This is a genomic window from Streptomyces sp. NPDC001852 (genome assembly GCF_042891825.1).
Classification (GTDB): domain Bacteria; phylum Actinomycetota; class Actinomycetes; order Streptomycetales; family Streptomycetaceae; genus Streptomyces.
In genome coordinates, this window is record NZ_JBIATN010000046.1 from 1 (window position 1) to 22,100 (window position 22,100).

General features: G+C 70.1%; 28 protein-coding genes. 8 read left to right on the top strand and 20 right to left on the bottom strand.

Translation table 11 applies throughout. From position 1 onward, the window contains the following. The 6 genes from ACFYZB_RS42715 to nthB form a co-directional block, all read right to left on the bottom strand. Nucleotides 1–746 (bottom strand): SpoIIE family protein phosphatase (locus ACFYZB_RS42715; RefSeq protein ID WP_388767279.1); only part of this gene is annotated, 746 nt, incomplete at its 3' end. A gap of 292 nt (nucleotides 747–1,038) precedes the next feature. Next, nucleotides 1,039–1,605, bottom strand: a complete 567-nt coding sequence (locus ACFYZB_RS42720) for an MBL fold metallo-hydrolase (protein WP_388767280.1) — start codon at nucleotides 1,603–1,605, stop codon at nucleotides 1,039–1,041. 111 nt (nucleotides 1,606–1,716) lie between these two features. Beyond that, complete coding sequence (locus ACFYZB_RS42725) at nucleotides 1,717–2,247, bottom strand: carbonic anhydrase (RefSeq protein WP_388767281.1); 531 nt, start codon at nucleotides 2,245–2,247, stop codon at nucleotides 1,717–1,719. Nucleotides 2,248–2,445: 198 nt separating this feature from the next. Beyond that, complete coding sequence (locus ACFYZB_RS42730; protein ID WP_388767282.1) at nucleotides 2,446–2,793, bottom strand: nitrile hydratase accessory protein; 348 nt, start codon at nucleotides 2,791–2,793, stop codon at nucleotides 2,446–2,448. Next, the gene (nthA, locus tag ACFYZB_RS42735; RefSeq protein WP_351204429.1) at nucleotides 2,790–3,389 is read right to left on the bottom strand and encodes a nitrile hydratase subunit alpha; all 600 of its coding nucleotides are present in this window, start codon (nucleotides 3,387–3,389) and stop codon (nucleotides 2,790–2,792) included. Before nthA ends, ACFYZB_RS42730 begins: the two co-directional genes overlap by 4 nt. Next, entirely contained in the window at nucleotides 3,386–4,051 is a 666-nt protein-coding gene (gene nthB / locus ACFYZB_RS42740) for a nitrile hydratase subunit beta (protein ID WP_388767283.1), read from the bottom strand. Before nthB ends, nthA begins: the two co-directional genes overlap by 4 nt. A 254-nt stretch (nucleotides 4,052–4,305) precedes the next feature. Here nthB and ACFYZB_RS42745 point away from each other — a divergent pair, with 254 nt between their 5' ends. Beyond that, nucleotides 4,306–5,235, top strand: coding sequence for an NAD(P)H-binding protein (locus ACFYZB_RS42745; protein WP_351204433.1), 930 nt, complete (start codon nucleotides 4,306–4,308; stop codon nucleotides 5,233–5,235). 166 nt (nucleotides 5,236–5,401) lie between these two features. On the opposite strand, the gene ACFYZB_RS42750 is transcribed toward ACFYZB_RS42745, so the two are convergent. After that, nucleotides 5,402–6,982 carry a YibE/F family protein gene (locus tag ACFYZB_RS42750; RefSeq protein ID WP_388767284.1) on the bottom strand — a complete coding sequence of 527 codons (1,581 nt, stop codon included), beginning with the start codon at nucleotides 6,980–6,982 and terminating at the stop codon, nucleotides 5,402–5,404. 460 nt (nucleotides 6,983–7,442) lie between these two features. Here ACFYZB_RS42750 and ACFYZB_RS42755 point away from each other — a divergent pair, with 460 nt between their 5' ends. Next, complete coding sequence (locus ACFYZB_RS42755) at nucleotides 7,443–9,512, top strand: putative Ig domain-containing protein (RefSeq protein WP_388767286.1); 2,070 nt, start codon at nucleotides 7,443–7,445, stop codon at nucleotides 9,510–9,512. Between the two features lie 199 nt (nucleotides 9,513–9,711). Here the strand turns inward: ACFYZB_RS42755 and rpsN are convergent, their stop codons facing one another. After that, nucleotides 9,712–10,017 carry a 30S ribosomal protein S14 gene (rpsN, locus tag ACFYZB_RS42760; protein WP_388767287.1) on the bottom strand — a complete coding sequence of 102 codons (306 nt, stop codon included), beginning with the start codon at nucleotides 10,015–10,017 and terminating at the stop codon, nucleotides 9,712–9,714. Beyond that, nucleotides 10,017–10,253: a 50S ribosomal protein L28 gene (gene rpmB, locus ACFYZB_RS42765; protein ID WP_020937821.1), complete on the bottom strand. Its 237-nt coding sequence runs from the start codon at nucleotides 10,251–10,253 to the stop codon at nucleotides 10,017–10,019. The genes rpsN and rpmB overlap by 1 nt, the downstream gene beginning before the upstream one ends. An 81-nt stretch (nucleotides 10,254–10,334) precedes the next feature. Between rpmB and rpmG the strand changes: the two genes are divergently transcribed. From rpmG to rpsR, 4 genes are read left to right on the top strand one after another with little or no spacing between them, the layout of a single operon-like run. Continuing rightward, nucleotides 10,335–10,499 carry a 50S ribosomal protein L33 gene (gene rpmG, locus ACFYZB_RS42770; protein WP_026252351.1) on the top strand — a complete coding sequence of 55 codons (165 nt, stop codon included), beginning with the start codon at nucleotides 10,335–10,337 and terminating at the stop codon, nucleotides 10,497–10,499. Between the two features lie 5 nt (nucleotides 10,500–10,504). Next, the gene (locus tag ACFYZB_RS42775) at nucleotides 10,505–10,762 is read left to right on the top strand and encodes a type B 50S ribosomal protein L31 (protein WP_351204443.1); all 258 of its coding nucleotides are present in this window, start codon (nucleotides 10,505–10,507) and stop codon (nucleotides 10,760–10,762) included. Then, a complete protein-coding gene (locus ACFYZB_RS42780) occupies nucleotides 10,759–11,928 on the top strand; it encodes a CobW family GTP-binding protein (protein ID WP_388767289.1) in 1,170 nt (389 codons plus the stop codon). Before ACFYZB_RS42775 ends, ACFYZB_RS42780 begins: the two co-directional genes overlap by 4 nt. A gap of 20 nt (nucleotides 11,929–11,948) precedes the next feature. Then, nucleotides 11,949–12,191 (top strand): 30S ribosomal protein S18, encoded by a 243-nt coding sequence (rpsR, locus tag ACFYZB_RS42785; protein ID WP_384994854.1) that lies wholly within the window; start codon nucleotides 11,949–11,951, stop codon nucleotides 12,189–12,191. A gap of 43 nt (nucleotides 12,192–12,234) precedes the next feature. Here rpsR and infA read toward each other — a convergent pair whose 3' ends face one another. The 4 genes from infA to rpmF all read right to left on the bottom strand — a co-directional run bounded on the left by infA (nucleotide 12,235) and on the right by rpmF (nucleotide 14,936). Further along, on the bottom strand, nucleotides 12,235–12,456 hold the full coding sequence (gene infA / locus ACFYZB_RS42790; RefSeq protein ID WP_351204449.1) for a translation initiation factor IF-1: 222 nt from the start codon (nucleotides 12,454–12,456) through the stop codon (nucleotides 12,235–12,237). A gap of 73 nt (nucleotides 12,457–12,529) precedes the next feature. Continuing rightward, nucleotides 12,530–13,327 carry a GNAT family N-acetyltransferase gene (locus ACFYZB_RS42795; RefSeq protein WP_388767290.1) on the bottom strand — a complete coding sequence of 266 codons (798 nt, stop codon included), beginning with the start codon at nucleotides 13,325–13,327 and terminating at the stop codon, nucleotides 12,530–12,532. Between the two features lie 250 nt (nucleotides 13,328–13,577). Beyond that, a complete protein-coding gene (locus ACFYZB_RS42800) occupies nucleotides 13,578–14,759 on the bottom strand; it encodes a GTP-binding protein (protein ID WP_388767291.1) in 1,182 nt (393 codons plus the stop codon). A 6-nt stretch (nucleotides 14,760–14,765) separates the two neighbouring features. Continuing rightward, on the bottom strand, nucleotides 14,766–14,936 hold the full coding sequence (gene rpmF / locus ACFYZB_RS42805) for a 50S ribosomal protein L32 (RefSeq protein ID WP_351204455.1): 171 nt from the start codon (nucleotides 14,934–14,936) through the stop codon (nucleotides 14,766–14,768). Between the two features lie 113 nt (nucleotides 14,937–15,049). On the opposite strand from rpmF, the gene ACFYZB_RS42810 reads away from it, so the two are divergent. Together ACFYZB_RS42810 and ACFYZB_RS42815 are read left to right on the top strand one after the other, a co-directional pair. Beyond that, a complete protein-coding gene (locus ACFYZB_RS42810) occupies nucleotides 15,050–15,385 on the top strand; it encodes an ArsR/SmtB family transcription factor (RefSeq protein WP_388767292.1) in 336 nt (111 codons plus the stop codon). Between the two features lie 2 nt (nucleotides 15,386–15,387). Continuing rightward, nucleotides 15,388–16,110 carry a cation transporter gene (locus ACFYZB_RS42815; protein WP_351204459.1) on the top strand — a complete coding sequence of 241 codons (723 nt, stop codon included), beginning with the start codon at nucleotides 15,388–15,390 and terminating at the stop codon, nucleotides 16,108–16,110. Nucleotides 16,111–16,143: 33 nt separating this feature from the next. On the opposite strand, the gene ACFYZB_RS42820 is transcribed toward ACFYZB_RS42815, so the two are convergent. The 7 genes from ACFYZB_RS42820 to ACFYZB_RS42850 form a co-directional block, all read right to left on the bottom strand. Further along, nucleotides 16,144–16,602: a Fur family transcriptional regulator gene (locus tag ACFYZB_RS42820; protein WP_351204461.1), complete on the bottom strand. Its 459-nt coding sequence runs from the start codon at nucleotides 16,600–16,602 to the stop codon at nucleotides 16,144–16,146. A 13-nt stretch (nucleotides 16,603–16,615) separates the two neighbouring features. Next, on the bottom strand, nucleotides 16,616–17,485 hold the full coding sequence (locus tag ACFYZB_RS42825; RefSeq protein ID WP_388767293.1) for a metal ABC transporter permease: 870 nt from the start codon (nucleotides 17,483–17,485) through the stop codon (nucleotides 16,616–16,618). Beyond that, a complete protein-coding gene (locus ACFYZB_RS42830; RefSeq protein WP_388767294.1) occupies nucleotides 17,482–18,393 on the bottom strand; it encodes a metal ABC transporter permease in 912 nt (303 codons plus the stop codon). Before ACFYZB_RS42830 ends, ACFYZB_RS42825 begins: the two co-directional genes overlap by 4 nt. Beyond that, nucleotides 18,380–19,318 (bottom strand): metal ABC transporter ATP-binding protein, encoded by a 939-nt coding sequence (locus tag ACFYZB_RS42835; protein ID WP_388767295.1) that lies wholly within the window; start codon nucleotides 19,316–19,318, stop codon nucleotides 18,380–18,382. The genes ACFYZB_RS42830 and ACFYZB_RS42835 overlap by 14 nt, the downstream gene beginning before the upstream one ends. A gap of 9 nt (nucleotides 19,319–19,327) precedes the next feature. Next, nucleotides 19,328–20,305, bottom strand: a complete 978-nt coding sequence (locus tag ACFYZB_RS42840) for a metal ABC transporter solute-binding protein, Zn/Mn family (protein ID WP_388767296.1) — start codon at nucleotides 20,303–20,305, stop codon at nucleotides 19,328–19,330. A gap of 310 nt (nucleotides 20,306–20,615) precedes the next feature. Further along, a complete protein-coding gene (locus ACFYZB_RS42845; RefSeq protein WP_388767297.1) occupies nucleotides 20,616–21,008 on the bottom strand; it encodes an SCO5389 family protein in 393 nt (130 codons plus the stop codon). A 55-nt stretch (nucleotides 21,009–21,063) separates the two neighbouring features. After that, on the bottom strand, nucleotides 21,064–22,023 hold the full coding sequence (locus tag ACFYZB_RS42850) for an adenylyl-sulfate kinase (RefSeq protein ID WP_388767298.1): 960 nt from the start codon (nucleotides 22,021–22,023) through the stop codon (nucleotides 21,064–21,066). Nucleotides 22,024–22,100: the final 77 nt, after the last annotated feature.

The window sequence follows — 22,100 nt, forward strand, 5'->3', positions numbered from 1 at the left end:
GTGCCGTGGTCGGCGATCTCGAGCAGCAGGGCGGTGATGAAGTGCTCACCCGCATCGTGCTCGGTGTCCGCGACGTCCTCCAGGCTTCTGCAGACACTCACCTCCAGGCCCACGGCAAGTTCGGGCAGGGTGTCGAAACGGTGCGCGCCCTCGCGGAACGCGCCCAGCACCATGGATGCCTCACCGATGGCGGCCAGCCCCTTGCCGCGGACATCGCCGATGATCACGCGCGTGCCGCGGTCGGAGCGGGCGATCGCGAACAGGTCGCCCCCTATGCGGGTCTCGTCCTCGGCTGCCAGGTACAGCCAGGCCACCCGCAGCGGGCCGATCCGGCGGCGTGGTGGCCGCAGCAGTACGAGCTGCGCCGTCTCGGCCACCGACCGTGCCCGGTTCAGCTCCCGGCTGCGCCGCTCGCGCACATGGCAGACGAAGACGACCAAGGCCGACAGCAGGGCCAACCCAGTGATCTGCGAGAGGTGGTTGGTCGTGGTCAGTCCGCCGTGGAACACGGCGATGAGCACCTGGGCCGCCACAGCCAGTGCTCCGACGAGGGCGGTCAGCCGCGGCCCGGCCAGGGACGCGGTCAGGGCCGGCGCGATCACCAGCAAGGGGCCCAGGTGGACGTCCGGCGGGGAATGGATGTCCACCACCGTGATCACGACGATCAGCGCAAGGGGGATCGCCACCAACCTGCGGCCCAGCTGCTGCTCCGGGAGGCGGTCCACCGGCACACGCCCCGCATCCATACGTATCGGTATACACCCTGCTGCGCTGTATATCCCACAGCGAGATCTTCGTCTGGCGCCTACGCCTTCTCCGGATCGCCCTGGACCCGTTCGACGGCACCGGCCGGCACTACCGCGGCTGCCGCCAGGGCTCCTGGATGCGGCTTGGATGGCAAGGTGCCCTTTGCGGGGGAGAGACGGCGGGCCAGCGGCCCCGCGAACGCCATTTTTCGGTGACGCGGTCCACCTCGCCGGTGATCAGGATGCCGCCGGCCAGCAGCGAAGGCTGCCGCCGCTCGATCACCTCGAACCCCTAGCGCTCCAGGGCACCCCGTGACAGCGTGGGCATCTCCAGCCCCTGGCCAACAAACAATTCCAGGCGGCGGCGGGTCCAGACCGCGGGGTGGACGGTCAGCGGCAGGCCGGAGCGCCCGCGCAGCCGGGCCAGGCCGTCGAAGCCGCCGGAGTGGTCGAAGTGCCCGTGGCTGAGCACGACGCCCTGCAGGCCGCCGACGTCGATGCCGAGACGCTCGGCGTTCACCGCCGGCCCGTCCGGCGACGCGCCGGTGTCGAACAACAGTGGGCTGCTCGCGTTCCCGCTGTGGACGGTGACCAGGGCGGAGAAGCCGTGCTCGGCGCGCAGCCCCGCGACGGCCTCGCCACCGGCGAACTGCCGCGCGGCGGTCCGCCCGGCGTCCATCGACGCCCGGGTGACGCCTTCGGCAGATGCCAGCAGGGCATCGACGGTGTTGTCGACCATCGTCGTGACCCTGACCTCGTCGACCTCGGGCAGCGTCACCGGGTCGACAGGCGGTCGCTCCCCGACGCGCGGCGCCGACCACGCCGCCTCGGCCGCCGAGGGCCCGTGATCGTCACACATGCCAGAGCGCGCCTCCCCGCCAAGGCGACCGGCCGGGGGTGCAGATCCCGGTACGAGCCGCAGGCGCACGGGGATCGCGCCGGCCGGACCGGCCGCAGGCGCCGCGCGGTGTCATGCGTCCACTCGCGCGGGCGGCACGACGACGTCGATGAGCCCGGTGGCCACGTCGTACACGAGCCCTGAGACGAAGACTCCGGCCCGAAGCTTCTGCTTGAGGATGTCGACGTCGATGCGGACGGCGGCGACCGGGTCGGTGACCGCCTTGGCGTCCAGGTCTCCGGCCGGAACTTCGAAGTAGTCGGCCAGCAGCTCGGGGAACGCGGCCAGGTCCGTGATCCCGCAGTCGGTGTGATGCAGGACCGCATAGTGGATGTCGCCCGGGCGAAGACCGCCCGTGCGGGCCTGGACGACCTTCGAGAGCATCTCCAGCGTCCGGAGTGTCGCGGGCGTGACCCGCCCTCCGACATTGCGGACCACCGCTGCCTCGCCGAGCTTGAGCCCGAGCACGTCCGACGGGCCGACTCGCGGATCGACGCATCCGATGACCGTCAGACTGCCACTGGGCAGGAGCTTGAGATTGGCGAATGATCCGCCGTCGGCGAATCCGGCGTTCCGCCTGGCCGGCTCGTCCGTGTCGATCACTGTGCCGGTAATCCCATCTGGCTCCGAGCCCGGCCCCCTGGTGACGCCGACGACGACCTCCCATTGCTGCCCATCCCGGCCCGCCGCCTCCGCTGCCATTCGACTTCGGTGGCTCCGAGCGGAGCCTTTGCGTGGCTTGCCCCGACCCCCCGGAGGATCAATCCGTCGGCAGGGAAGTCGGTCCGGAAGGTGTCGGAGTCAACGCGCGTGGTCGCGGTGGTCGTGACCTGGGGAGCGTTGTGCCAGGGCTTGGGCGCGTGTGATGACCTCGTCCGTGGACACAGCGCTGAGGCCGGTGAGTACGTCCTCCAGGGCGTCCAGCCACAGTCGGTAGTAGGGGTATGGCTCGCCGTGCTCCCGTGAGGCTGTCCAGGCGGTGATCCGGGCGATCAGGGCGGTCTGGAATTCCGGCCAGCTGAAGACGCCCGCCTCGTACAGGGCGACCGCCATGCCGAAGGCACGGCTTTCCCACGGCTCGGCGAACACCAGCTCACCGTTGGAGCGGGGAGGTGCTGCCGGGCCCTCGGTGTCCTGCGGCGTGCTCACGGTGCCGCCACCTTGGCCACGCCGACCATCGCGTCCCTGGTGATCAGCGGCACGAGTTCTTCTTCCGTGAGGTGCTCGGTGCCGGGCGGACGCTCGGGCAGTACGAGCCAGCGCACCTCGCTGGTGGAGTCCCGGACGATGATCTGCACGTCGTCGTCGAGCGTGAGCCCCATCTCGGCCAGCACCGTGCGCGGTTCTCTGACCACGCGCGCGCGGTAGGCGGGGTCCTTGTACCAGCTCGGCGGCAGGCCGAGGACCGGCCAGGGGTAGCACGAGCACAGCGTGCACACCACGACGTTGTGGGTGGTCGGGGTGTTCTCGACCACGACGATGTGCTCGCCCTGCTGTCCCCAGAAGCCGAGTTCCTTGATGGCGGCGGTGCCGTCTTCGAGCAGGCGCCGCCGGTAGTCGGGGTCCGTCCACGCCCTGGCGACGACCTTGGCGCCGTTGAGTGGGCCCACGCTCGTCTCGTAGCGGGTGATGATCGCGTCCATGGCCTTCGGGTCGATCAGGCCGCGCTCGGTGAGCAGTTGTTCGAGTGCCTCGGTGCGCAGCGCCACGGAAGGGCTCTCGTCGGAGCCGCCGGTGGTGGTCATGCGGTGGTCTCCAGATAGCTCTCGTACAGGTCCACGGTGACGGTGAAGGGCTCGGCGTTGGGGCCCCACAGCTCGCGTGAGTCGAACCGCACCGAGTAGACGTACTGCGGGTTTTCGCCCATGAAGTGGGCGTTGGTGTCCGGCAGCACACCGGCGGGCTGGACGATGTCGATGGCGCCGACATGCCCTCGCACATAGCGCGGCAGTCTGGTGTGTCCGGACGGCGACACGTCCTTGGCACGCACCCGCTCGCCGACGGCGAAGGCGGGCGAGGTGTCGACGGAGCGTAGCGTGCCCTCGGCGGTCGGCGTGTAGTCGGGCTTGGCCGGCTCCGGGATCGGGGGCTCCTCCACGTGCTCGCCGCGGAGGTTGCGGGCGCGGGCGTCGACCGCACCACGTGCCAGGACGGCGCTGTCGAGGAGTCTCAGCTCTCCGGCGTTGAGCCAGCGTCCGTAGTAGCCGTCGTCGATGTAGTGCGCTCGGTCCAGGCGCTCCAGCGCGTGCCGGAAGGAGTCCAGGTTTCCCCCGGACACCCGGTTCGAGAGGATCGCGAGCGCGAATGCCCGGCGCTCCCAGGGCTCTGCGAAGACAGGTTCATCCCGTCTCGGCGGATGCACGGGGCCCCAGCCTGGGGTTCCTCCCATGTCGGCAATACCATCCATGGTCGAACCTCTCTGTTGCCTGCAATAGCGGGCATAGCTATATGAATTGTATTTGGGTGATATCTCTGGTGTCACGGTGTGAGGTGGGCTCGAAGCCCCGTGGTTGCGGCGTCTGCCGCGGATGCGTCGGGCTCATTGCCCCGCGTGCCCAGGAGTGGCGGCGGGCCAGGCAGGCCACGCCTTGGACGCATGCCGATTTCTTCGCTGGACGTCACCCGGTTGCGCCCTGGTCGTGCGGGCCGCAGGCTGCTTCCGTGGACGACAGCGCGGAAGCAGGCGTGCGGCCCATTCTGGTGACCGGTGCTGCGGGCAGCGTCGGGGCCGTCGGCAGGACCGTGGTCCAAGGCCTTCGGCGCCGGGGCCTCCAGGTCCGTGCTCTGGTGCGCCGGGACGACGACCGTGCCCAGGCGCTGCGCGCGACGGGCGCCGAAGTCGTGGTGGGAGATCTGACGCGTGCCGGTGATGTCGCCGACGCCCTCGACGGCTGCGGGCGGGTGTATTTCGGCATGGCCGTGTCGGCACAGTATCTGCTGGCCGCCGTGACCACGGCCGCGGTCGCGCGCGCCTACGGAGGGCTGGAGGCGTTCGTGAACATGTCGCAACTGACCGTCTCCGAGATGGACGCCACCAGCGGCTCCGATTCGCATCAGCATCGTCAGCAGTGGCTGGTAGAGCAGGTCCTCGACTGGTCGGGCCTGCCCGTGGTCCAGGTCAGGCCCACCGTCTTCATGGAGAACCCGCTCTTCCAGACCGTGTTTTCCTCGATCGCCAAGGACGGCACCATCAGGTGGCCCTTCGGCAAGGCGAAAACCTCCCCGATCGCGGCCGGTGACGTTGCCGCGGTCGTCGAGGAGATTCTGGCCGATCCGGCCCGGCACATCGGCCGGATCTATGAGCTGACCGGTCCCCGATCACAGGACATCGCCGCTTTGGCCGCGGAGATTTCCGATGCTTTGCACCGCACGGTCGGCTACACCGACGTCCCATTGCAGGAATGGCTCGACAACGATCTCGGGGCGCTGGGACTGCCGGACCACGTCTTCCAGCACATCTCCACCATGGCCCGCCTACACGTGGCCGGCCGCTATGACCGCCAGGCAGACGGCATGGCGGAGGTCACCGGGCGGTCCGCTGCAGGAGTAGCCGATTTCGTCCGCAAGAACCCCGAGCTGTTCACTCGCTGATCCGCTCGCCGTCCGGGCTGCCGAGGCCGGCCGGGCAGGGCTGCCGGCGCACATCGGGCACGCTGAGGCGGGTTCACACCCGGGCCACGTCCACGGGTTCCTGCCCACCGCCTTCGTCCCGTCGGTCTTCGAAGACGAACATGGGCGCGCCTTGGGGCGTTCGCACCTACCGCTTCCGCCGACGTCCGCCCCGGCCGGCAGGTGCTCGGCCCGTAGCCGGCCCGGCCGCTGTGGTCGTGTCCGTCTGCGGACCGGGCCGGTCCGCCGAGACGACCAGGGCGGCGAGGAGCGTGGTGACCGGTACGGAGGCGACCAGGCCGATCGAGCCGACCAGGGTGCGTACGATCTCTTCGGCGACCAGTTCGCTGTTGGCGACCGTGGCCACGCCGCTCTGGGCGATGGAGAAGAGGAGCAGGAGGGGCAGTGCGGCGCCGGCGTAGGCGAGGACGAGGGTGTTGACCACGGAGGCGATGTGGTCGCGGCCGATGCGGATGCCCGCCCGGTACAGGCCACGCCAGCCCATGGTCGGCTTGGCTTCGTGCAGTTCCCAGACGGCGGATGTCTGGGTCACGGTGACGTCGTCGAGCACGCCGAGGGAGCCGATGATGACGCCGGCGAGCAGGAGACCGCTCATGTCGAGCTTCGGATAGAGGCCGTGGATCAGGCCGGTGCTGTCGTCGGTGTTGCCGGTGAGGGCGGCCCATCCGATGAACGCCGAGCCCAGGATGCCGATCAGAGCCAGCGAGAGCAGGGTGCCGAGCACCGCCACCGAGGTGCGGGCCGACAGGCCGTGGCACATGTACAGGGCGATCAGCATGATGGCGCTCGAGCCGACCACAGCCACGAGCAACGGGTTCGAGCCCTGCAGGACCGCCGGCAGGACGAAGAAGTTCAGCACCAGGAAGCTGATGGCCAGCGCCACCAGCGCCATCACGCCCCGCAGTCGGCCCACCACCACGACGGCGAGCGCGAAGATGCCGGCGAGCAGGCCCATGGGGAAGCGGCGGTTGACGTCGGTGACCGAGTACTGCAGGTCCTTGGGCGCGGAGGGTTCGTAGGCGGTGACGACCTTCTCGTCCTGGTGGAGCTGTCGCGCCTGGTCGGGCTGCACGATCTCGGTGAACGTACGTCCCTTGTCCTTGCCGGTGTCGATCCGGATCGTGGCCTTGTGGCAGGTGCCGTTCGCCTCCTGCTGCGCCGAGTTGCCCTCGGCGGTGGAGGTGTCGCCGGTGGGGGTCTCGCCGGAGGCGTTCACCGACTTGCAGCTCACCTCGAGGACCTTGGTGACCGTGGCCTGCTGGGTCTGCTGGTCGAAGCCGACACCGGTGCGTTTGTGGGGCGGTGCGCCGCCCGGCCACAGCACCACGAGGCCGACCACGACGGCGGCGGTGAAGGGGATCAGGATCGCCGCGATGACCTTGCGCAGGTGCCTGGAGACCGGAGCGGCGGGGCCGTGGCTGTGGTTGTGTCCGTGAGTGTGCGCCTGCCCGTGACGGTCGGCGCTCGCTCCGGGGCCGTGACCGGAGCCGTGTCCGGCACTGGTCACCGGTGTGTGCCCGTGGCCAAGCTCATTGGAGGGGAGGTGGCCCGCGCCGGCACCGGGACCGTAGCCGGGGTGAGGTATCGATTCAGGAGGATGCCCGTACCCGTAGTCGTGGCCGTACTCGCTCGCACGACCATCTCTGGGGCGGGGCGTGTCGCCGACCCGGTTCCAGTCTCCGGCACTCTGCCGGTCAGCGGTTCCCATACCGTCTCCCTCGCGGTTGTCCGTGCCCCCTCCGGAGCCGGTCCTGCGCGGCGGCTCTGAGGAAGAGTACGGGAACGGCTGTGCCGTGGTCTCAGTCCGAGCAGCGCCGAGGGTGTCGCAGGGCGCTGGGCAACGGTGAAAGCACCGCTTGCGGCGGCTGTGCGGTCCTGCAGGGGAGTTCGGGCTGATCAGCAGAGGGACCAACCCCCGGCCGGCACGCGTCGCCCCCCATGAGGGGGCCAACCGCATGCTATGGAGAAGCAAAGAATTCGGCCCGGTACTGCCCGGTAGGACCCGTTCCGGTCTACGGTCCCCTCGCATCCTGTCATGTCACGCTCACCAGGCGTGGCAGGGTGCTGTGAGTGTCATGCTCCTGACTGCGCGGTTCCACCGCCGCTACGCGCAATCACGGGCCTGCCCATCCAGTGCGATACCCCACGTCAACCGGAGGCAGTACCCCATGCGTGAGTCACACACGAGCGGGCGGAGACGGAGTCTGCGAAGACTCGTCGCCGTCGCCTTCCCCGCCCTCGCTCTCACCGTCGCCGGATTCACCGCCGCACCGACGGCCGGCGCCCAGCCTGCCGCGACCCACCCTCAGACCTCCAAGGTCACGCAGAACAACAAGGCACTGACCGCCCCCGAGCGGCAGACCTACCACTCGACCGGCAAGGCCGGCCAGAAGGTGCCGACCCAGCACCTGTGCGCCACCGCCGAGCCAGGTCATGCGTCCTGTTTCGCCCAGCGCCGTACCGACATCAAGCAGCGGCTCGCCTCGGCGCTCGCGGCGGCCGCGCCCTCCGGCCTCTCCCCGGCCAACCTGCACAGCGCCTACAACCTGCCCACCGCGGCCGGTTCGGGCATGACCGTCGGCATCGTCGACGCCTACAACGACCCGAACGCCGAGTCGGACCTGGCCACCTACCGCTCCACCTACGGCCTGTCGTCCTGCACCAAGGCCAACGGCTGCTTCAAGCAGGTCAGCCAGACCGGCTCCACCACCTCGCTGCCGACGAACGACACCGGCTGGGCCGGTGAAGAGATGCTCGACATCGACATGGTCAGCGCGGTCTGCCCGAACTGCAGCATCGTCCTGGTCGAGGCCAACTCCGCGAGCATGGCCGACCTCGGCGCCGCCGAGAACGAGGCCGTCGCGCTCGGCGCCAAGTTCGTCTCCAACAGCTGGGGCGGCTCCGAGGACTCCTCCCAGACCGGCAACGACACCTCGTACTTCCAGCACCCGGGCGTCGCGATCACCGTCTCCTCCGGTGACTCCGCCTACGGCGCCGAGTACCCGGCGACCTCCCAGTACGTGACCGCCGTCGGCGGCACCGCGCTCACCACCGCCTCCAACTCCCGCGGCTGGAGCGAGTCGGTGTGGCACACCAACTCCACCGAGGGCACCGGCTCCGGCTGTTCGGCGTACGACCCGAAGCCGAGCTGGCAGACCGACTCCGGCTGCTCCAAGCGCATGGAGGCCGACGTCTCCGCCGTTGCCGACCCGGCCACCGGCGTGGCGGTCTACGACACCTACGGCGGCACCGGCTGGGCGGTCTACGGCGGCACCAGCGCCAGCTCGCCGATCATCGCCTCTGTCTACGCCCTCGCGGGCACCCCGGGCGCGAGCGACTACCCGGCGAAGTACCCGTACCAGCACACGTCCAACCTGTACGACGTGACCAGCGGCAACAACGGCAGCTGCTCCCCGTCGTACTTCTGCACCGCCGGCACCGGTTACGACGGTCCGACCGGCTGGGGCACCCCGAACGGCACCGCCGCCTTCACCTCCGGCTCCACCGGCGGCAACACGGTGACCGTCACCAACCCCGGCAGCCAGTCGACCGCCGCCGGCGGCTCGGTCAGCCTGCAGATCAAGGCCACCGACAGCGCGGGCGCGGCTCTCACCTACAGCGCCACGGGCCTGCCGACGGGCCTGTCCATCAACAGCTCCACCGGCCTGATCTCCGGTACGGCGTCCACCGCGGGCACCTACCAGGTCACGGTCACCGCGAAGGACTCCACCGGCGCCTCCGGCTCGACCTCCTTCACCTGGACCGTCGGTGGCGGCGGGGGCGGCTGTACCTCGTCCCAGCTGCTGGCCAACCCGGGCTTCGAGTCGGGCAGTACCGGCTGGAGCGCGACCAGCGGGGTCATCACCAACGACACCGGTGAGGCGGCCCACGGCGGCTCGTACTACGCCTGGCTGGACGGCTACGGCTCCAGTCACACCGACACGCTCTCGCAGTCGGTGACGATCCCCGCGGGCTGCAAGGCGACCCTGACCTTCTACCTGCACATCGACACCTCGGAGACCACCAGCAGCACCGCGTACGACAAGCTGACGGTGACCGCCGGTTCGAAGACCCTCGCGACCTACTCGAACCTCAACGCGGCCTCCGGCTACAGCCAGAAGACCTTCGACCTGTCCTCGCTGGCGGGCCAGACGGTCACCCTGAAGTTCAACGGCGTGGAGGACTCCTCCCTGCAGACCAGCTTCGTCGTGGACGACACCGCCCTGACGACCGGCTGACTTCCGGTACGGCCCGGGTCCCGCACGCGGAAGCCGTCCGCGTGCGGGACCCGTGCCGTACCCACCTGTTCGTGGCGGAATGCCACGAGCAGGTGCCGCCGCCCGCCCGCCGTTCAGGGTGGCGGAAGGCGCGTTCGGAACCGGGCACAGTTCGGGCTGCGTCGCCGGCGCGCCCGTTGTGAGCCCCTGGCGTGCCGGGTTACCAACTGCTCTTGGTCACACCGGGGAGCTCACCCGCGTGGGCCATCTCGCGTACCCGGATGCGGGACAGCCCGAAGGTGCGCAGGTGGCCGCGGGGGCGGCCGTCCACGGAGTCGCGGTTGCGCAGGCGGGTGGCGCTGGCGTCACGGGGATGCCGGCGCAGTTCCCGCTGGGCGGCGGCCCGCTCCTCGTCGGAGCTTCCGGGGAACGCGATGATCGCCTTCAACGCGGCGCGGCGCGCGGCGTATCGGGCCACGATGAGGCGCCGCTGTTCATTCCTGGCGATCTTGCTCTTCTTCGCCATCAGACCTTCCCTCCCCGGGCGCGGATGCGAGCCACCGCGGCCTCGATGCCGATCGTGTCGACCGTCTTGATGCCCTTGGCCGAGAGCGTGAGCCGGACGTGGCGGCCTTCGCTCGGCAGCCAGTAGCGCTTGCTCTGGATGTTGGGGTCGAAGCGGCGCTTGCTGCGCCGGTGCGAGTGGGAGATGTGGTGGCCGAAGCCGGGCTGTCGGCCGGTGAGTTGGCAGTGGGCGGACATGGATGTTCCTCCTTGGGGTGGATGGAGCAGCACACTAGTGGCAGATGAAAATGAAAACCAATCTCTTGTATGGTGCTGTCCATGGCCCGTAACGAACTGCGCCCGATCATCAAGCTGAGGTCCACCGCCGGTACCGGCTACACCTACGTGACCCGCAAGAACCGCCGTAACGACCCCGACCGGCTGACGCTGCGCAAGTACGACCCCGTCGTCGGCCGCCACGTCGACTTCCGTGAGGAGCGCTGAGCGCCGTGAAGCCCGGAATCCACCCCGAGTACCGCCCGGTCGTCTTCCGTGACCGGGCCGCCGACTTCGCTTTCCTCACCCGGTCCACGGCCACGAGCGACAAGACCATCGAATGGGAGGACGGCAACACCTACCCGGTCATCGACGTCGAGATCTCCTCGGCGAGCCACCCCTTCTACACCGGCACCCAGCGGGTCCTGGACACCGCGGGGCGGGTCGAGCGCTTCGAGCGGCGGTACGGACGCGGACGGAGCGAGCAGTGAACGGGGACCAGGCGCCGCTGCCGGTCGCGATCGTCGCCGGGTTGCACGCCGACGCCCGCCGGGCCGCCGTGGAGCAGATCCTGCGTACGGTCCCCGGCTCGGTCGCCCTGCACCACGACCTGACGTCCGCCGTCGACAGCGCGGTGCACCGGACGGTGCGCGATGCCCACGGCCTGCTGGGCAGGGGCGACGCACCCCTGGTGAACGACTGCGCGTGCTGCGCGCTGCGCGAGGATCTCGTCCCCGAACTGCTGCGGCTCGCCCAGGAGGGAAGGTACCGGCTGGCCGTCGTGGAACTGTGGGACTCCGTCGAGCCCCAGGCCATGGCCTCAGTCATCGCCGCCGTGGGCGCACCGCTGGCCCTGACCGGGGTCGCCGCCGCGGTCGACCCCGCACTCGTCCTGCCGTACCTGGCCAACGGCGACGACCTGGCCGACGTCGGCCTCGCCGCCGCGCCGACCGACCAGCGCACGGTCGCCGACACCTTCGCCCGACAGCTGGAGTACCCCACGGTGATCGCCCTCGGCGGTGACGATTCCTGCGACGAGGTCCCCGACGACACCGACCACGCGCTGCTCGCCCAGCTCACACCAGGCGCACGAAGCGTACGGGTGGACAGTGACGGTGCCTTGGGGACAGCGCTGTTGGCGGGCTTCGACGTGGCAGCGGCCGCCGCTCGTGTGCATCCTGCGTGCGCACTGCTGCCGCAGTCGTGCGACGAGCACGGTGTGGGCACCTTCGTCTGGCGGCGCGAACGGCCCTTCCATCCGCAGCGCCTGTACGCGGCGCTTGAGGACCTCACCTGCGCCGCCGCGCGCAGCCGGGGTCGGTTCTGGCTGGCGGACCGCCCCGACACCCTGCTGTCGTGGGACGCCGCAGGCGGCGCGCTGTGTGTGGAGTCGGCCGGGCCCTGGCTGGCAGCTCTGCCCGACGCCGCCTGGGAGATGGTGCCCGCCGAGCGCCGTCTCGCCGCCTCCGTGGACTGGCACCCGGAACACGGTGACCGCTGCCAGTACCTCACCTTCACCTCGCCCGGCCTGGACCGCGACGGCCTACAGGCCCTGCTCGACTCGTGCCTGCTCACCGACGACGAGTACGCGGCGGGCAGGGGCCGCTGGAAACAACTCCCGCACGCCTTTGACGACTTGCTCGACCCCGTGACCTGAAAGAGAGGACCGACCCCACCATGACCCGACGCACAAGCATCCGGCGTCAGACCGCCAAGCGTCAGCGCACCAACCCGCTGGACGCCGCCGGAATCACCTACATCGACTACAAGGACACCGACTTGCTACGGAAGTTCATCTCCGACCGCGGCAAGATCCGCAGCCGCCGGGTGACCCACGTGACCCGTCAGCAGCAACGGCAGATAGCGCAGGCCATCAAGAACGCACGCGAGATGGCGCTCCTGCCCTACAGCTCCCGATAGGACGACGGCCACGTGGCGGAGGTGGCAGAACCGGCTTCTTCCGCTACCGGTACCGGTAGCGGATCCGGCCGCGGGTGAGGTCGTAGGGGCTGAGTTCCACGAGCACCCGGTCGTACGGGAGGATCTTGATGCGGTTCTTCCGGATCTTCCCGCTGATGTGGGCGAGCACCGTGTGCCCGTTCTGGAGCTCCACCTTGAAGGTGGCGTTGCGCAGGCACTCGACGACGGTGCCTTCGGCTTCTACGCCCCCTGCTGTTTTGGTCATGGTCTCTCACTTCTCCCGTTCTGTGACGGCGAATACGGTAGGAAACAGTCGCTCGATGCGGTGTGGCGGAGCGTCAGCGGTTGACGAGCTCCAGGGCGACGGCCGTACGCCGGGCACCGATGCTCTCGAACAGGGCGGTGGCCGCCGCGTTGGACTCGTCCACCTCGGCCCATGCCGAAGCGGTCCCGGAGTGGTGCAGCGAACCCAGCGCGTGGGCCAGCAGCGTCCGGGCGATGCCGCGGCGGTGTCTGTCGGCCCGGACGGCGATCAGCCCGATCCGCGGCCGGCGGGTCAGCGGTGCCACCCGGATGAGTCCCACGTACTGGTCCACGTGCCGCGCCACCGCGTACTTCGACGGGTCGAGCAAGGTGGTGCCCGCCGGGCGTGGCAGCACCTCGGCCGGCATCGTCTGCCATCCGACGGCGGCCTCGACCTCGTCGCGGACGATGCGGTCCAGGGCGCGCAGCGGGCCCTCCTCCGCCTCACCGGCGGGCACGATCGTCACGCCGGACGGGGGCCTCACCGAGCCGAGCCCGGAGATCTGCGGGTCGGTGGGCACGAGATAGACCCACTCGCGGCGTGCGGTGGCGAAGCCGGCCCGCTCCCAGGCGGACCTCGAGTCGTGGTCGGCCTCGTCGACGACGGTGTACAGCGGTGTCGGCAGCTCGGCCAGCATCGCGTCGGCGATGCGGTCGAAGACCGCGCCGTGCCACGCGTCGATGCTGACGAAGAGCCGGCCGTCGGGCCGACGCGAAGCGACGCCGCGGCCGACCGTCAGGTCGTCCTCCACGGCGTGCCACTGCGTGTCCGAGACCCGCGTGATCACGACCGGATGGTTGTCCGTGCCCGGAGTGGGATGCACAAAGTTCATAGGTGTTGCCTTTCAGGAGTGCCTTGTTGAGGCGCTCCCGGCGACACCTACGTCAATCGCCCACCGTGACGACATGGGGGAGCACCCACATGGATACAGCCTTCATGGGTCTCACCTCCTCGCGTTCTCTCACGGCTGCCCCGACGTTATCAGCGGGGGCCGGTCAGCCCAACGCATTTATCCGGAGCTCTTGGTGTCCCTACCGGGCCGGGCGGCGCCGTGGCTGTGTTCGCCGCCCGGCCCGGGGTCCTCAGGGGCCCGCCACGAGTTCGGGATGCTCGTGGTCGCAGGTGTCGTCGATGTCGTAGGTGTCCCAGACGGGGAACGGGTCCGTTGGCGGCAGGCTCTCGCCGTCGGCCATGAGGCAGTCGGTCAGTGCCGCGTGCAGTGCGTCCGCGTGCAGGTGCGTGCCGATGAAGGCCAGTTCCTGGCACTCGGGGCCGTCGGTGGTGCGTGCAGCGGAGGGCTCGAAGCGCGCGACGGAACCGGCCTGAGACCACAGGCCCGTCACGTGCGGGCGGCTGGCGAGGGTGAAGAAGCCCTTCGAGCGCAGGATCTGTCCGTATGCGCCGCTGTCGAGTTCCTCGGTCACGAAGGTCCACAACCGGTTCGGATGGAAGGGCAGTTCGGAGCGGAAGACGGTGGAGGAGATGCCGTACTCCTCCGTCTCGGGGACGTGGTCGCCGTTGAGCTCCCGTACCCAGCCGGGGGCCTGTTGGGCGCGTTCCAGGTCGAACAGCCGGGTGCCCAGTACGTCGCTCACCTTCACGCGGCCGTGGATGGCCGGGACGAGACGCGCGGCCGGGTTGAGGCGGGTGAGCGTGGCTCGCAGCCGGTCGGCGGACTCCTCGTCGACGAGGTCGAGCTTGTTCAGGACGATGACGTCGGCGAACTCGATCTGGTCCATCAACAGGTCGCTGACGGTGCGTTCGTCGTCCGCGTACTGGTCCAGGCCGCACTCGGCGAGTTCGTCGCCGCTTGCCAGCTCGGGCAGGAAGTTCGCGGCGTCCACGACCGTGACCATGGTGTCGAGGCGGGCGAGGTCGCCGAGGGTGGCGCCGTCGTCGCGGGCGAAGGCGAAGGTCGCGGCGACCGGCATGGGTTCGGAGATGCCGGACGACTCGATGAGCAGGTAGTCGAAGCGGCCCTCGCGGGCCAGCCGGTCGACCTCCTGAAGCAGGTCGTCGCGCAGGGTGCAGCAGATGCAGCCGTTGGTCATCTCGACCAGGCGTTCCTCGGTACGCGACAGGGCCGCCTCGCCGCCCCGCACCAGGGCGGCGTCGATGTTGACCTCGCTCATGTCATTGACGATCACCGCGACACGCAGTCCCTCGCGGTTGCCGAGGACGTGGTTGAGGAGGGTGGTCTTGCCCGCGCCGAGGAATCCGGACAGGACGGTGACGGGCAGTCGGCCAAGGGAATCGGACGGCATCAACGCTCAGCCCTCGGGGCGCAGCAGCCCGCGCTCGTACGCCTTCACCAGCCGCTGAGGCACCAGGTATGACACTCCGTCGACGGTGACCGGCACGAGCGCCGGCGTGCTCGCCTTCCACTGGGCGCGGCGGTGGCGGGTGTTGCTGCGGGACATCTTCCGCTTGGGAACAGCCATGGGAGTCCTCCTGGTTGGGGTGGCAAGTAGAGGCTACATGAAAATGAACACCATTACGAAGTGGCTATGATTCACGCTTCCATGAATTCAGGAATCTGTGTACCGTGGACGCTGTGCTGACTGTTGCCTCCGACATCGAGGTCCTGGTTCGGTTCGGCCGGGCGCTCGCCGATCCGATCCGCTGCCGCATCCTGCTCACCCTGCGGGAGGCACCCGCCTATCCCGCCGACCTTGCCGACGCGCTGGACGTCTCGCGCACCAGGCTGTCGAACCACCTGGCGTGCCTGCGTGACTGCGGCCTGGTCGTCACCGTCCCCGCCGGCCGACGCACCCGCTACGAACTCGCCGACGACCGCCTCGGCCACGCGCTCGACGACCTGCGCACCGCGGTGGTCGCCGTCGAGGGCGACCGCACGTGCGTCGATGCCGAGGAGAAGGGGTGCTGCTGACCGTGAGCGCAGAGACATCCCTGTCCCTCGGCCCCGACCCGGCCAGGCGCGGCGCACTTGCCCGGCGGATACGGCTGCTGGTCGCCGCGACCATCACCTACAACGCCGTCGAGGCGGCCGTCGCCCTCACGGCCGGGGCCCTGGCTTCGTCCACCGCGCTGATCGGCTTCGGCCTCGACTCCGTCATCGAGGTCTCCTCGGCCGCCACCGTCGCCTGGCAGTTCTCCGCCCGCGAGCACGCGGTGCGCGAGGCCAGGGAGAAGACCGCGTTGCGGATCATCGCGCTGTCGTTCTTCGCGCTCGCCGCCTACGTCACCGTCGACGCCGTACGGGCCCTGACCGGCACAGGAGAGGCCACGCGCTCCCTGCCCGGGATCGTGCTGGCCGCCCTCTCGCTCGGGGTCATGCCGGTGCTGTCGGCGGCCCAGCGCCGCGCCGGACGGGAACTCGGCTCCGCATCCGCCGTGGCCGACTCCAGGCAGACCCTGCTGTGCACCTATTTGTCGGCGGTGCTGCTGGTGGGTCTGGTCGTCAATGCCGTGCTCGGCTGGTCGTGGGCCGATCCGCTGGCGGCCCTGGTCATCGCCGCGGTCGCGGTGAAGGAGGGGCGCGGTGCCTGGCGTGGGGAGGGGTGTTGTGCGACGCCGGCGGCCGTCGCGCCGGGCGCGGGCCGGCGGGAGGCGGATGCCTGCGGCTGTGCTCCGGGGTGCGACTGCTGCCCTTGACGGAGACCACTCCGGAGGAAGTGGTGCCGGGGTTCACCGGGGCTGGTCCGCCGCCTGCCGTCGGCCGCAGTCCGGGCACAGCCCGGACAACTCCACCGTGTGCCGGACGTTCGCGAACCCGGAGGTCTGCGCGATGGCGTCGGCCCATTCCTCCACCGGACCGGAGTCGACGGGGCGGCTCAGGCCGCATTCGGTGCAGAGGAGGTAGTGGCGGTGTTCGGGTCCCGGACGGTAGCGGAAGAGGCGTTCACCGCTGGTGTCGCGGACCATGTCGGCCCGGCCGACGCCGGCCAGGCCGGCCAGTGTGCGGTAGACCGTGGACAGGCCGACCGGTGAGCCGTCGGCGGCGAGTTGGTTGTGGAGGGTCTGGGCGCCGACGAAGCCGTCGGCCCGGATCAGTGCCTCGACCACGACGGTGCGTTGCTGGGTGAGGCGGCCGATCAGCGTGACGTCGTGCGACGGGGTCGGGGTGCACTGGCGGTCGGGTGCCATCGGGTGCCTTCGCTCATGTGCCGGTGGGGACGGCGGTGTGCGTTCGGGGACCGGGAACCGGGCGTCGTATCAGGAAGGTGGCGGCGTATACGGCCGTGGCGGCGGCCATGATGGCGAAGCTCGGCGGCATCTTCGGCACCGCGTACGAGGCGAACAGCCCCGCCCACATCTCCAGTACCGCCAGGCCGGCGGAGAGGGCGAGCGCACGGTAGGGGCGGTCGGTGAGCCGGATCGCGGCGCCCGCGGGAGCGGCGAGCAGGCCGAGCAGGAGCAGGGAACCGACCGCCTGGGTGGCCTCGGCGGCGCTGACCCCGGCCAGGGCGAGGAAGCCGTATCCGAGCAGCCGGACCGGTACCCCACGAGCCGCGGCCACGGCCTCGTCGAGCGTGGCGAACAGCAGCGGCCGGGCGATGAGGACCACCAGCAGACCGACCCCCGCGGCCACCAGAGCGGCGACGGCCGTGCTGCCGGCGGAGATGCCGAAGATGGAGCCGAACAGCACACTCACCCCGGCGGTGCCGTTCGTGGTGCTGCGCGAGGTGGTGTAGAGGGTGATGAAGAAGGCGCCCAGGCCCAGGATCCAGGAGAAGACGCTCCCGATGACCACGTCGTCGGGCCGGGCCTTGCGGCCGAGGGTGCCGAAGAGCAGCGCCATGGCGACGGTCGCGGCGAACAGGCCGAGGCGAAGGTCGGCGCCGAAGGCGAGGGCGGCCATGGCACCGGTGAAGGCGACGTGGCTGAGCGCGTCCCCGGTGAAGACCTGGGCCCGCAGCACCAGGAAGTAGCCGACCAGTCCGCAGGCCGCGGCGATGGCGGTACCGGCGAGGAAGGCGTGCAGGAAGAACGGGTGGGACAGCGGGGAGGCGGCGAGCAGGACGGTCATGCGACCACCTCCTTGGCAGCGGGCGTGGCCCCGGCCCGGGTGCGGCTGAGTACCTCGTGCAGCGAGCGCCGGCCCAGCGCGAGCAGGTATCCGGCGAAGGCGATGGTCGTCACGAAGAAGCCCAGGGGGTAGGGCGAGTAGTAGGCGGCGGTCAGCCCCAGCCAGGTCGCGGCGAAGGCCAGCAGGACGGCCAGGGCCAGGCTCAACGCCGGTCGGGCGGTGAGGACTTGCGCGGTGGCGGCCGGGATCACCATGAGGGCGAAGACCAGGAGGGTCCCGGTGATCTGGCTCGCCTCGGCGGTGGCCGCGCCGAGCAGGACGAGGAGGACCACCGACAGGGTGCGGACCGGGACGCCGCGCCCGGCGGCGACCTGCGGGTCGACGGAGGCGAACAGCAGCGGCCGTCCGATCAGCGCCAGCACCGCGAGCACCACCGCACCGACCACCGTCAGCACGGTCACCTGGGAGGAGGTGATCCCCAGGAAGGTGCCGAAGAGGATGGTCTGCGGCCCCTCCAACAGCCCCCTGTACAGGGCGGTGAACAGGAACCCGGACGCGAGCAGGAACGCCTGCACGGTCCCGGTCAGCGCCGACTCCTCGTGCTCACCGCCACCCCGCAGAGCGGCGATGACCAGCGCGGCGGCCACGCAGAGCGTGAAGTAGCCGTAGACCGCGCTGAACCCGAGCAGGAGCGCCCCGGCGGCGCCGGGGAAGGCGACGGCGGAGACGGTGTGCGCGGCGAACGTCTGCCGCCGCAGCACCACGAACCATCCCACGACCGCGGAGACCACGGCCACGACCGCGCCCGCGCGGAACGCGTTGACCATGAAGGGGTAGGACCACATGTCCTGGAAGTCGGCCAGGAGGTTCCACGACCAGGTCGGCGCCCCTGTCTCAGCGAGCAGCATGACCGCTCCCCGGGGTGTCGTGCCGGTCGGTGTGCACGGCCGGTGCCTCCGGCTGGCCCACGACGACCAGCCGCCCGTCCGAGGTCCGCAGTACCTCGACCGGAGTGCCGTACAGCCGGGTCAGCGTCTCGGAGGTGATGACCTCGGTCGGTGTGCCGGCGGCGGCGCCGCCCTCGGCCAGGTACACCACCCGGTCCAGGTGGTGGAGTATCGGGTTCACGTCATGGGCGACCATGACCACCGAGACGCCTTCCGCGTGGCAGATGCGCCCGATCAGCGCCGCGACGGCGCTCTGGTTGGGCAGGTCGAGGCTGTCCAACGGCTCGTCGAGCAGGAGCAGTTCGGGGCGTCGGACCAGCGCCTGGGCGATCAGCAGCCGCTGCTGCTCACCGCCGGAGCACTGCCCGATGGGCCGGTGCGCGTACGCCGAGGCTCCGACCAGTTCGATCACCTCGTCCACCCGCGCGCGGGCGGCCCGCCGACGCACACTCGGGACGGGCAGCGGCACCCCCCACCGGTCACCGTCCAGGCCCATGCGCACCACGTCCACGCCGCGGATCCGCAGATTGGCGTCGAAGCTGCGGCGCTGCGGCAGATAGCCGATGCGCTCGTTGGCCTGCCCGGGCCGGGCGCCGAGCACCCGAACCTCACCGGCCGCCGCGGGCAGCGCGCCCAGCAGGACCTTGATCATGGTGGACTTGCCGACGCCGTTGGGGCCGAGCACGGCGGTGAACTCGCCGGTCCCGATGCGAAGGTCCACCCCCGACCACAAGGTCCGGCCGCCGACCCGCACGGCGGCCCCGCGCAGGGCGACCACCGGGCCGCTTCCCTCTCCCGCGACCGCCTCGTGACCGCCGCTGCGCTGGGTGGGCGCAGTGGGCACCGCGTGTGTGACGGCCTCGCGGGCCTTCGCTATCGGGTTCATGGCTTCAGTTCACTTCCCGGTGGCCTTGGCCAGGGCCTGCTCGATGCCCTGCAGTTCGGTGGTCTGCCACTGCTGGAAGGAGGCCCCGGCCGGGGCGAGGGTCTCGGTCACCGTGGCGACCGGGATGCCCTGGGCCTTGGCCTCCTTGACCTGCGCCTGCACGTCCGGCGTGGAGTTCTGGGAGTTGTAGACGTAGATCTTGATCTTCTTGTTCTTGATCTGCTGGTCGATGGTGGCCTTGTCCTTGGCCGTGGGGTCGGAGCCCTCGCTCATCGCGTCCAGGAACGTCTCCGGGGTGAGCATCTTCAGACCCAGGCCCTCGGCGAGGGGCGTGACGATGGACTCGGAGGCACCGATCGGCGTGCCCGCGTACTTCGCCTTGATATCGGCGATGAGCTTGTTGTAACCGGCGAGCGTCTTGGTCTCGAAGGTCTTCTTCTGCTGGTCGAAGTAGGCCGCGTCGGCCGGGTCGATCTTCTTGTAGTCGGCGGTGATCTTCTCGATGACCTGGTGGACGTTGTCCGGGGAGTACCAGCGGTGCGGGTTGCCGCCCGGCTTGATGCCGACCAGGTCGCCGACCTTGAGCTGGGTGCGTCCTCTGCCGGGGTTGGCGGCGAGCAGCTTGTCGGCCCAGGCGTCGTATCCGATGCCGTTGACGATCGTGTACTGGGCGCCGGCCACGGTGCGGGCGTCTGCGGCGGTCGGCTCGTAGTCGTGGGGGTCGGTGTCCGGGTTGGTGATGATGCTGTTCACCTTCACGTGGCTGCCGCCGAGCTGGGAGGCGATGCTGCCCCAGAAGTTCTCGGCCGCCACCACCTGGATCGTCTTGCCCGAGCCGCTGCCGCTGCCGGTCGCGGCGGTGTCGGTGGTGTGCGAGGAGGAGGTCGAGCAGGCGGTCGCCGTCACGGCCGTCAGGGCGGCCGTCGCGGTGACCAGTGCGATCCTCGCGGTCGGCCGGGCGGAACGGGAGGCGGGGGCGGTGGACATGCGGGAGCTCCTTCGGGCGATACCGGACGCGCTACGGACAGGCGCCGGCTGCGTGGCGACACTTCAACGCTAGATGGAAATGATTTTCAGATCAATGTCAGATGAAAACCGTTGCCATCTTTTGACCGGACGTACGACTGCTCCGGGGACTGCGCAGGCAGGGGGTGCGGCGGATGCCGCCGCGACAAGCCTTGGCGGCCGTCGCTCACGAGGACCGTGTCCTGGTGGGCGACGGCCGCCAAGGGGTGACGTGGCCGGCCTGATTACCGAACGCCGGTTCCGGCAGCCGGCGGTCGCGAGCGGCAGTGGTTCAGCAGTCGCGGTACTCCGGCGACTGGTTGAGGATCTGCGCCCGCAGCGAGGTGAAGCGGGTGTGGGTCTCGCCGCCGCGCGCGTCGGGGTGGAAGGCGGCGACGCGGTGGCAGTTCTGGAAGGCGAGGGCGATGTCGAAGTGGCGTTCCAGGCTGCCCCGGATGGCGTCGCTGGACAGGGCGCGCAGGAGCTGGCCGCGCTCCTTCTCGGAGGGCGGCTGGGTCTGGTTGTCGGCGAACTCCGTGGTGCCGGAGCGCAGTTCCTCCGCGAGGCGGGCGATGAGGTCATAGGCGTACGGCAGGGAGGTGCGCACCGCTTCCACGAAGTCCTGCTCCCGTACCTCGCCGTTCTCGGCTACGGCGAGCAGCTGCGGGGAGACGTCGAGTGACATGAAGGGCTGTCCTGTTCTCTTGCTCTCTGAGGCTCTGGTCTTGGGGGGTGTGGGGTCAGGCGAAGGCGGTCAGTGATGCGGGGCCGTGCCGGAAGTCCGGGTCGACCTGGGTGGCGAGGTCCTGGCCGGTGGCCTCGTTGGCCCAGGCGGCGGCGTTGCGCAGGTGGAAGTCCACGGCGTGCTTCTGAAAGGCGGCCCAGTCCTTGGGGCGGGCGTCCACAGTCGCGCGCAGCAGGTCCAGGGTGCGAGTGTTGTGCGGCTCCAGCCCGCCGTGGCCGCGGCCCTGTTCGTGGGCGCGGACGTACGAGGACTGCTCGCAGTGGGCGAGCAGGTCGTCGCCGACGTGCTGCTTGAGGAAGAGCAGGTCGTCCTCGCCGGTGACCTTGTTGCCGACGGCGGCGATGGGAATGCCGAACTCGGCCGCGTGATCGCGGTACTGGCGGTACACCGAGACGCTCTTGCGGGTCGGCTCGACGACCAGGAACGTCATGTCGAAGCGGGTGAACAGCCCGGAGGCGAAGGCGTCGGCGCCGGCGGTCATGTCGACGACGACGTACTCGCCGGGGCCGTCCACGAGGTGGTTCAGGTACAGCTCGACCGCGCCGAGCTTGGAGTGGTAGCAGGCCACCCCGAGGTCGCTCTCGTCGAAGGCGCCGGTCACCATGAGCGGTACGCCGCCGACCTCCTGGACGTGGTGGCCGTGGATCTCGTCGTCGCCGAGCAGCCGCAGCAGCCGGGAGCCGCGTCCGGGCGGGGTTGTCTTGACCATGGCCTCGCGGGACGGGATCCGCGGATTGGTGCCCCGCAGGTAGTCCTTGATCTCGCCGGTCCGCGCACTGAGCGGCGGGGCGGCGAAGACCTCGTCCTCGTCGAGACCCAGGGCGTGGGCCAGGTGCTGGTTGATGTCGCCGTCGATCGCGACGACCGGCGCTCCCGAGTGCGCCAGGTGACGGGAGAAGAGGGCCGACAGGGTCGTCTTGCCGCTACCGCCCTTGCCGACGAAGGCAACGCGCATGCCTAGCCACCCCCCGTATTGAAAATGGATGTCATGAGCATAGGCTGGTGGTGCGGCCGGGTGCTGTCAAATCCCCC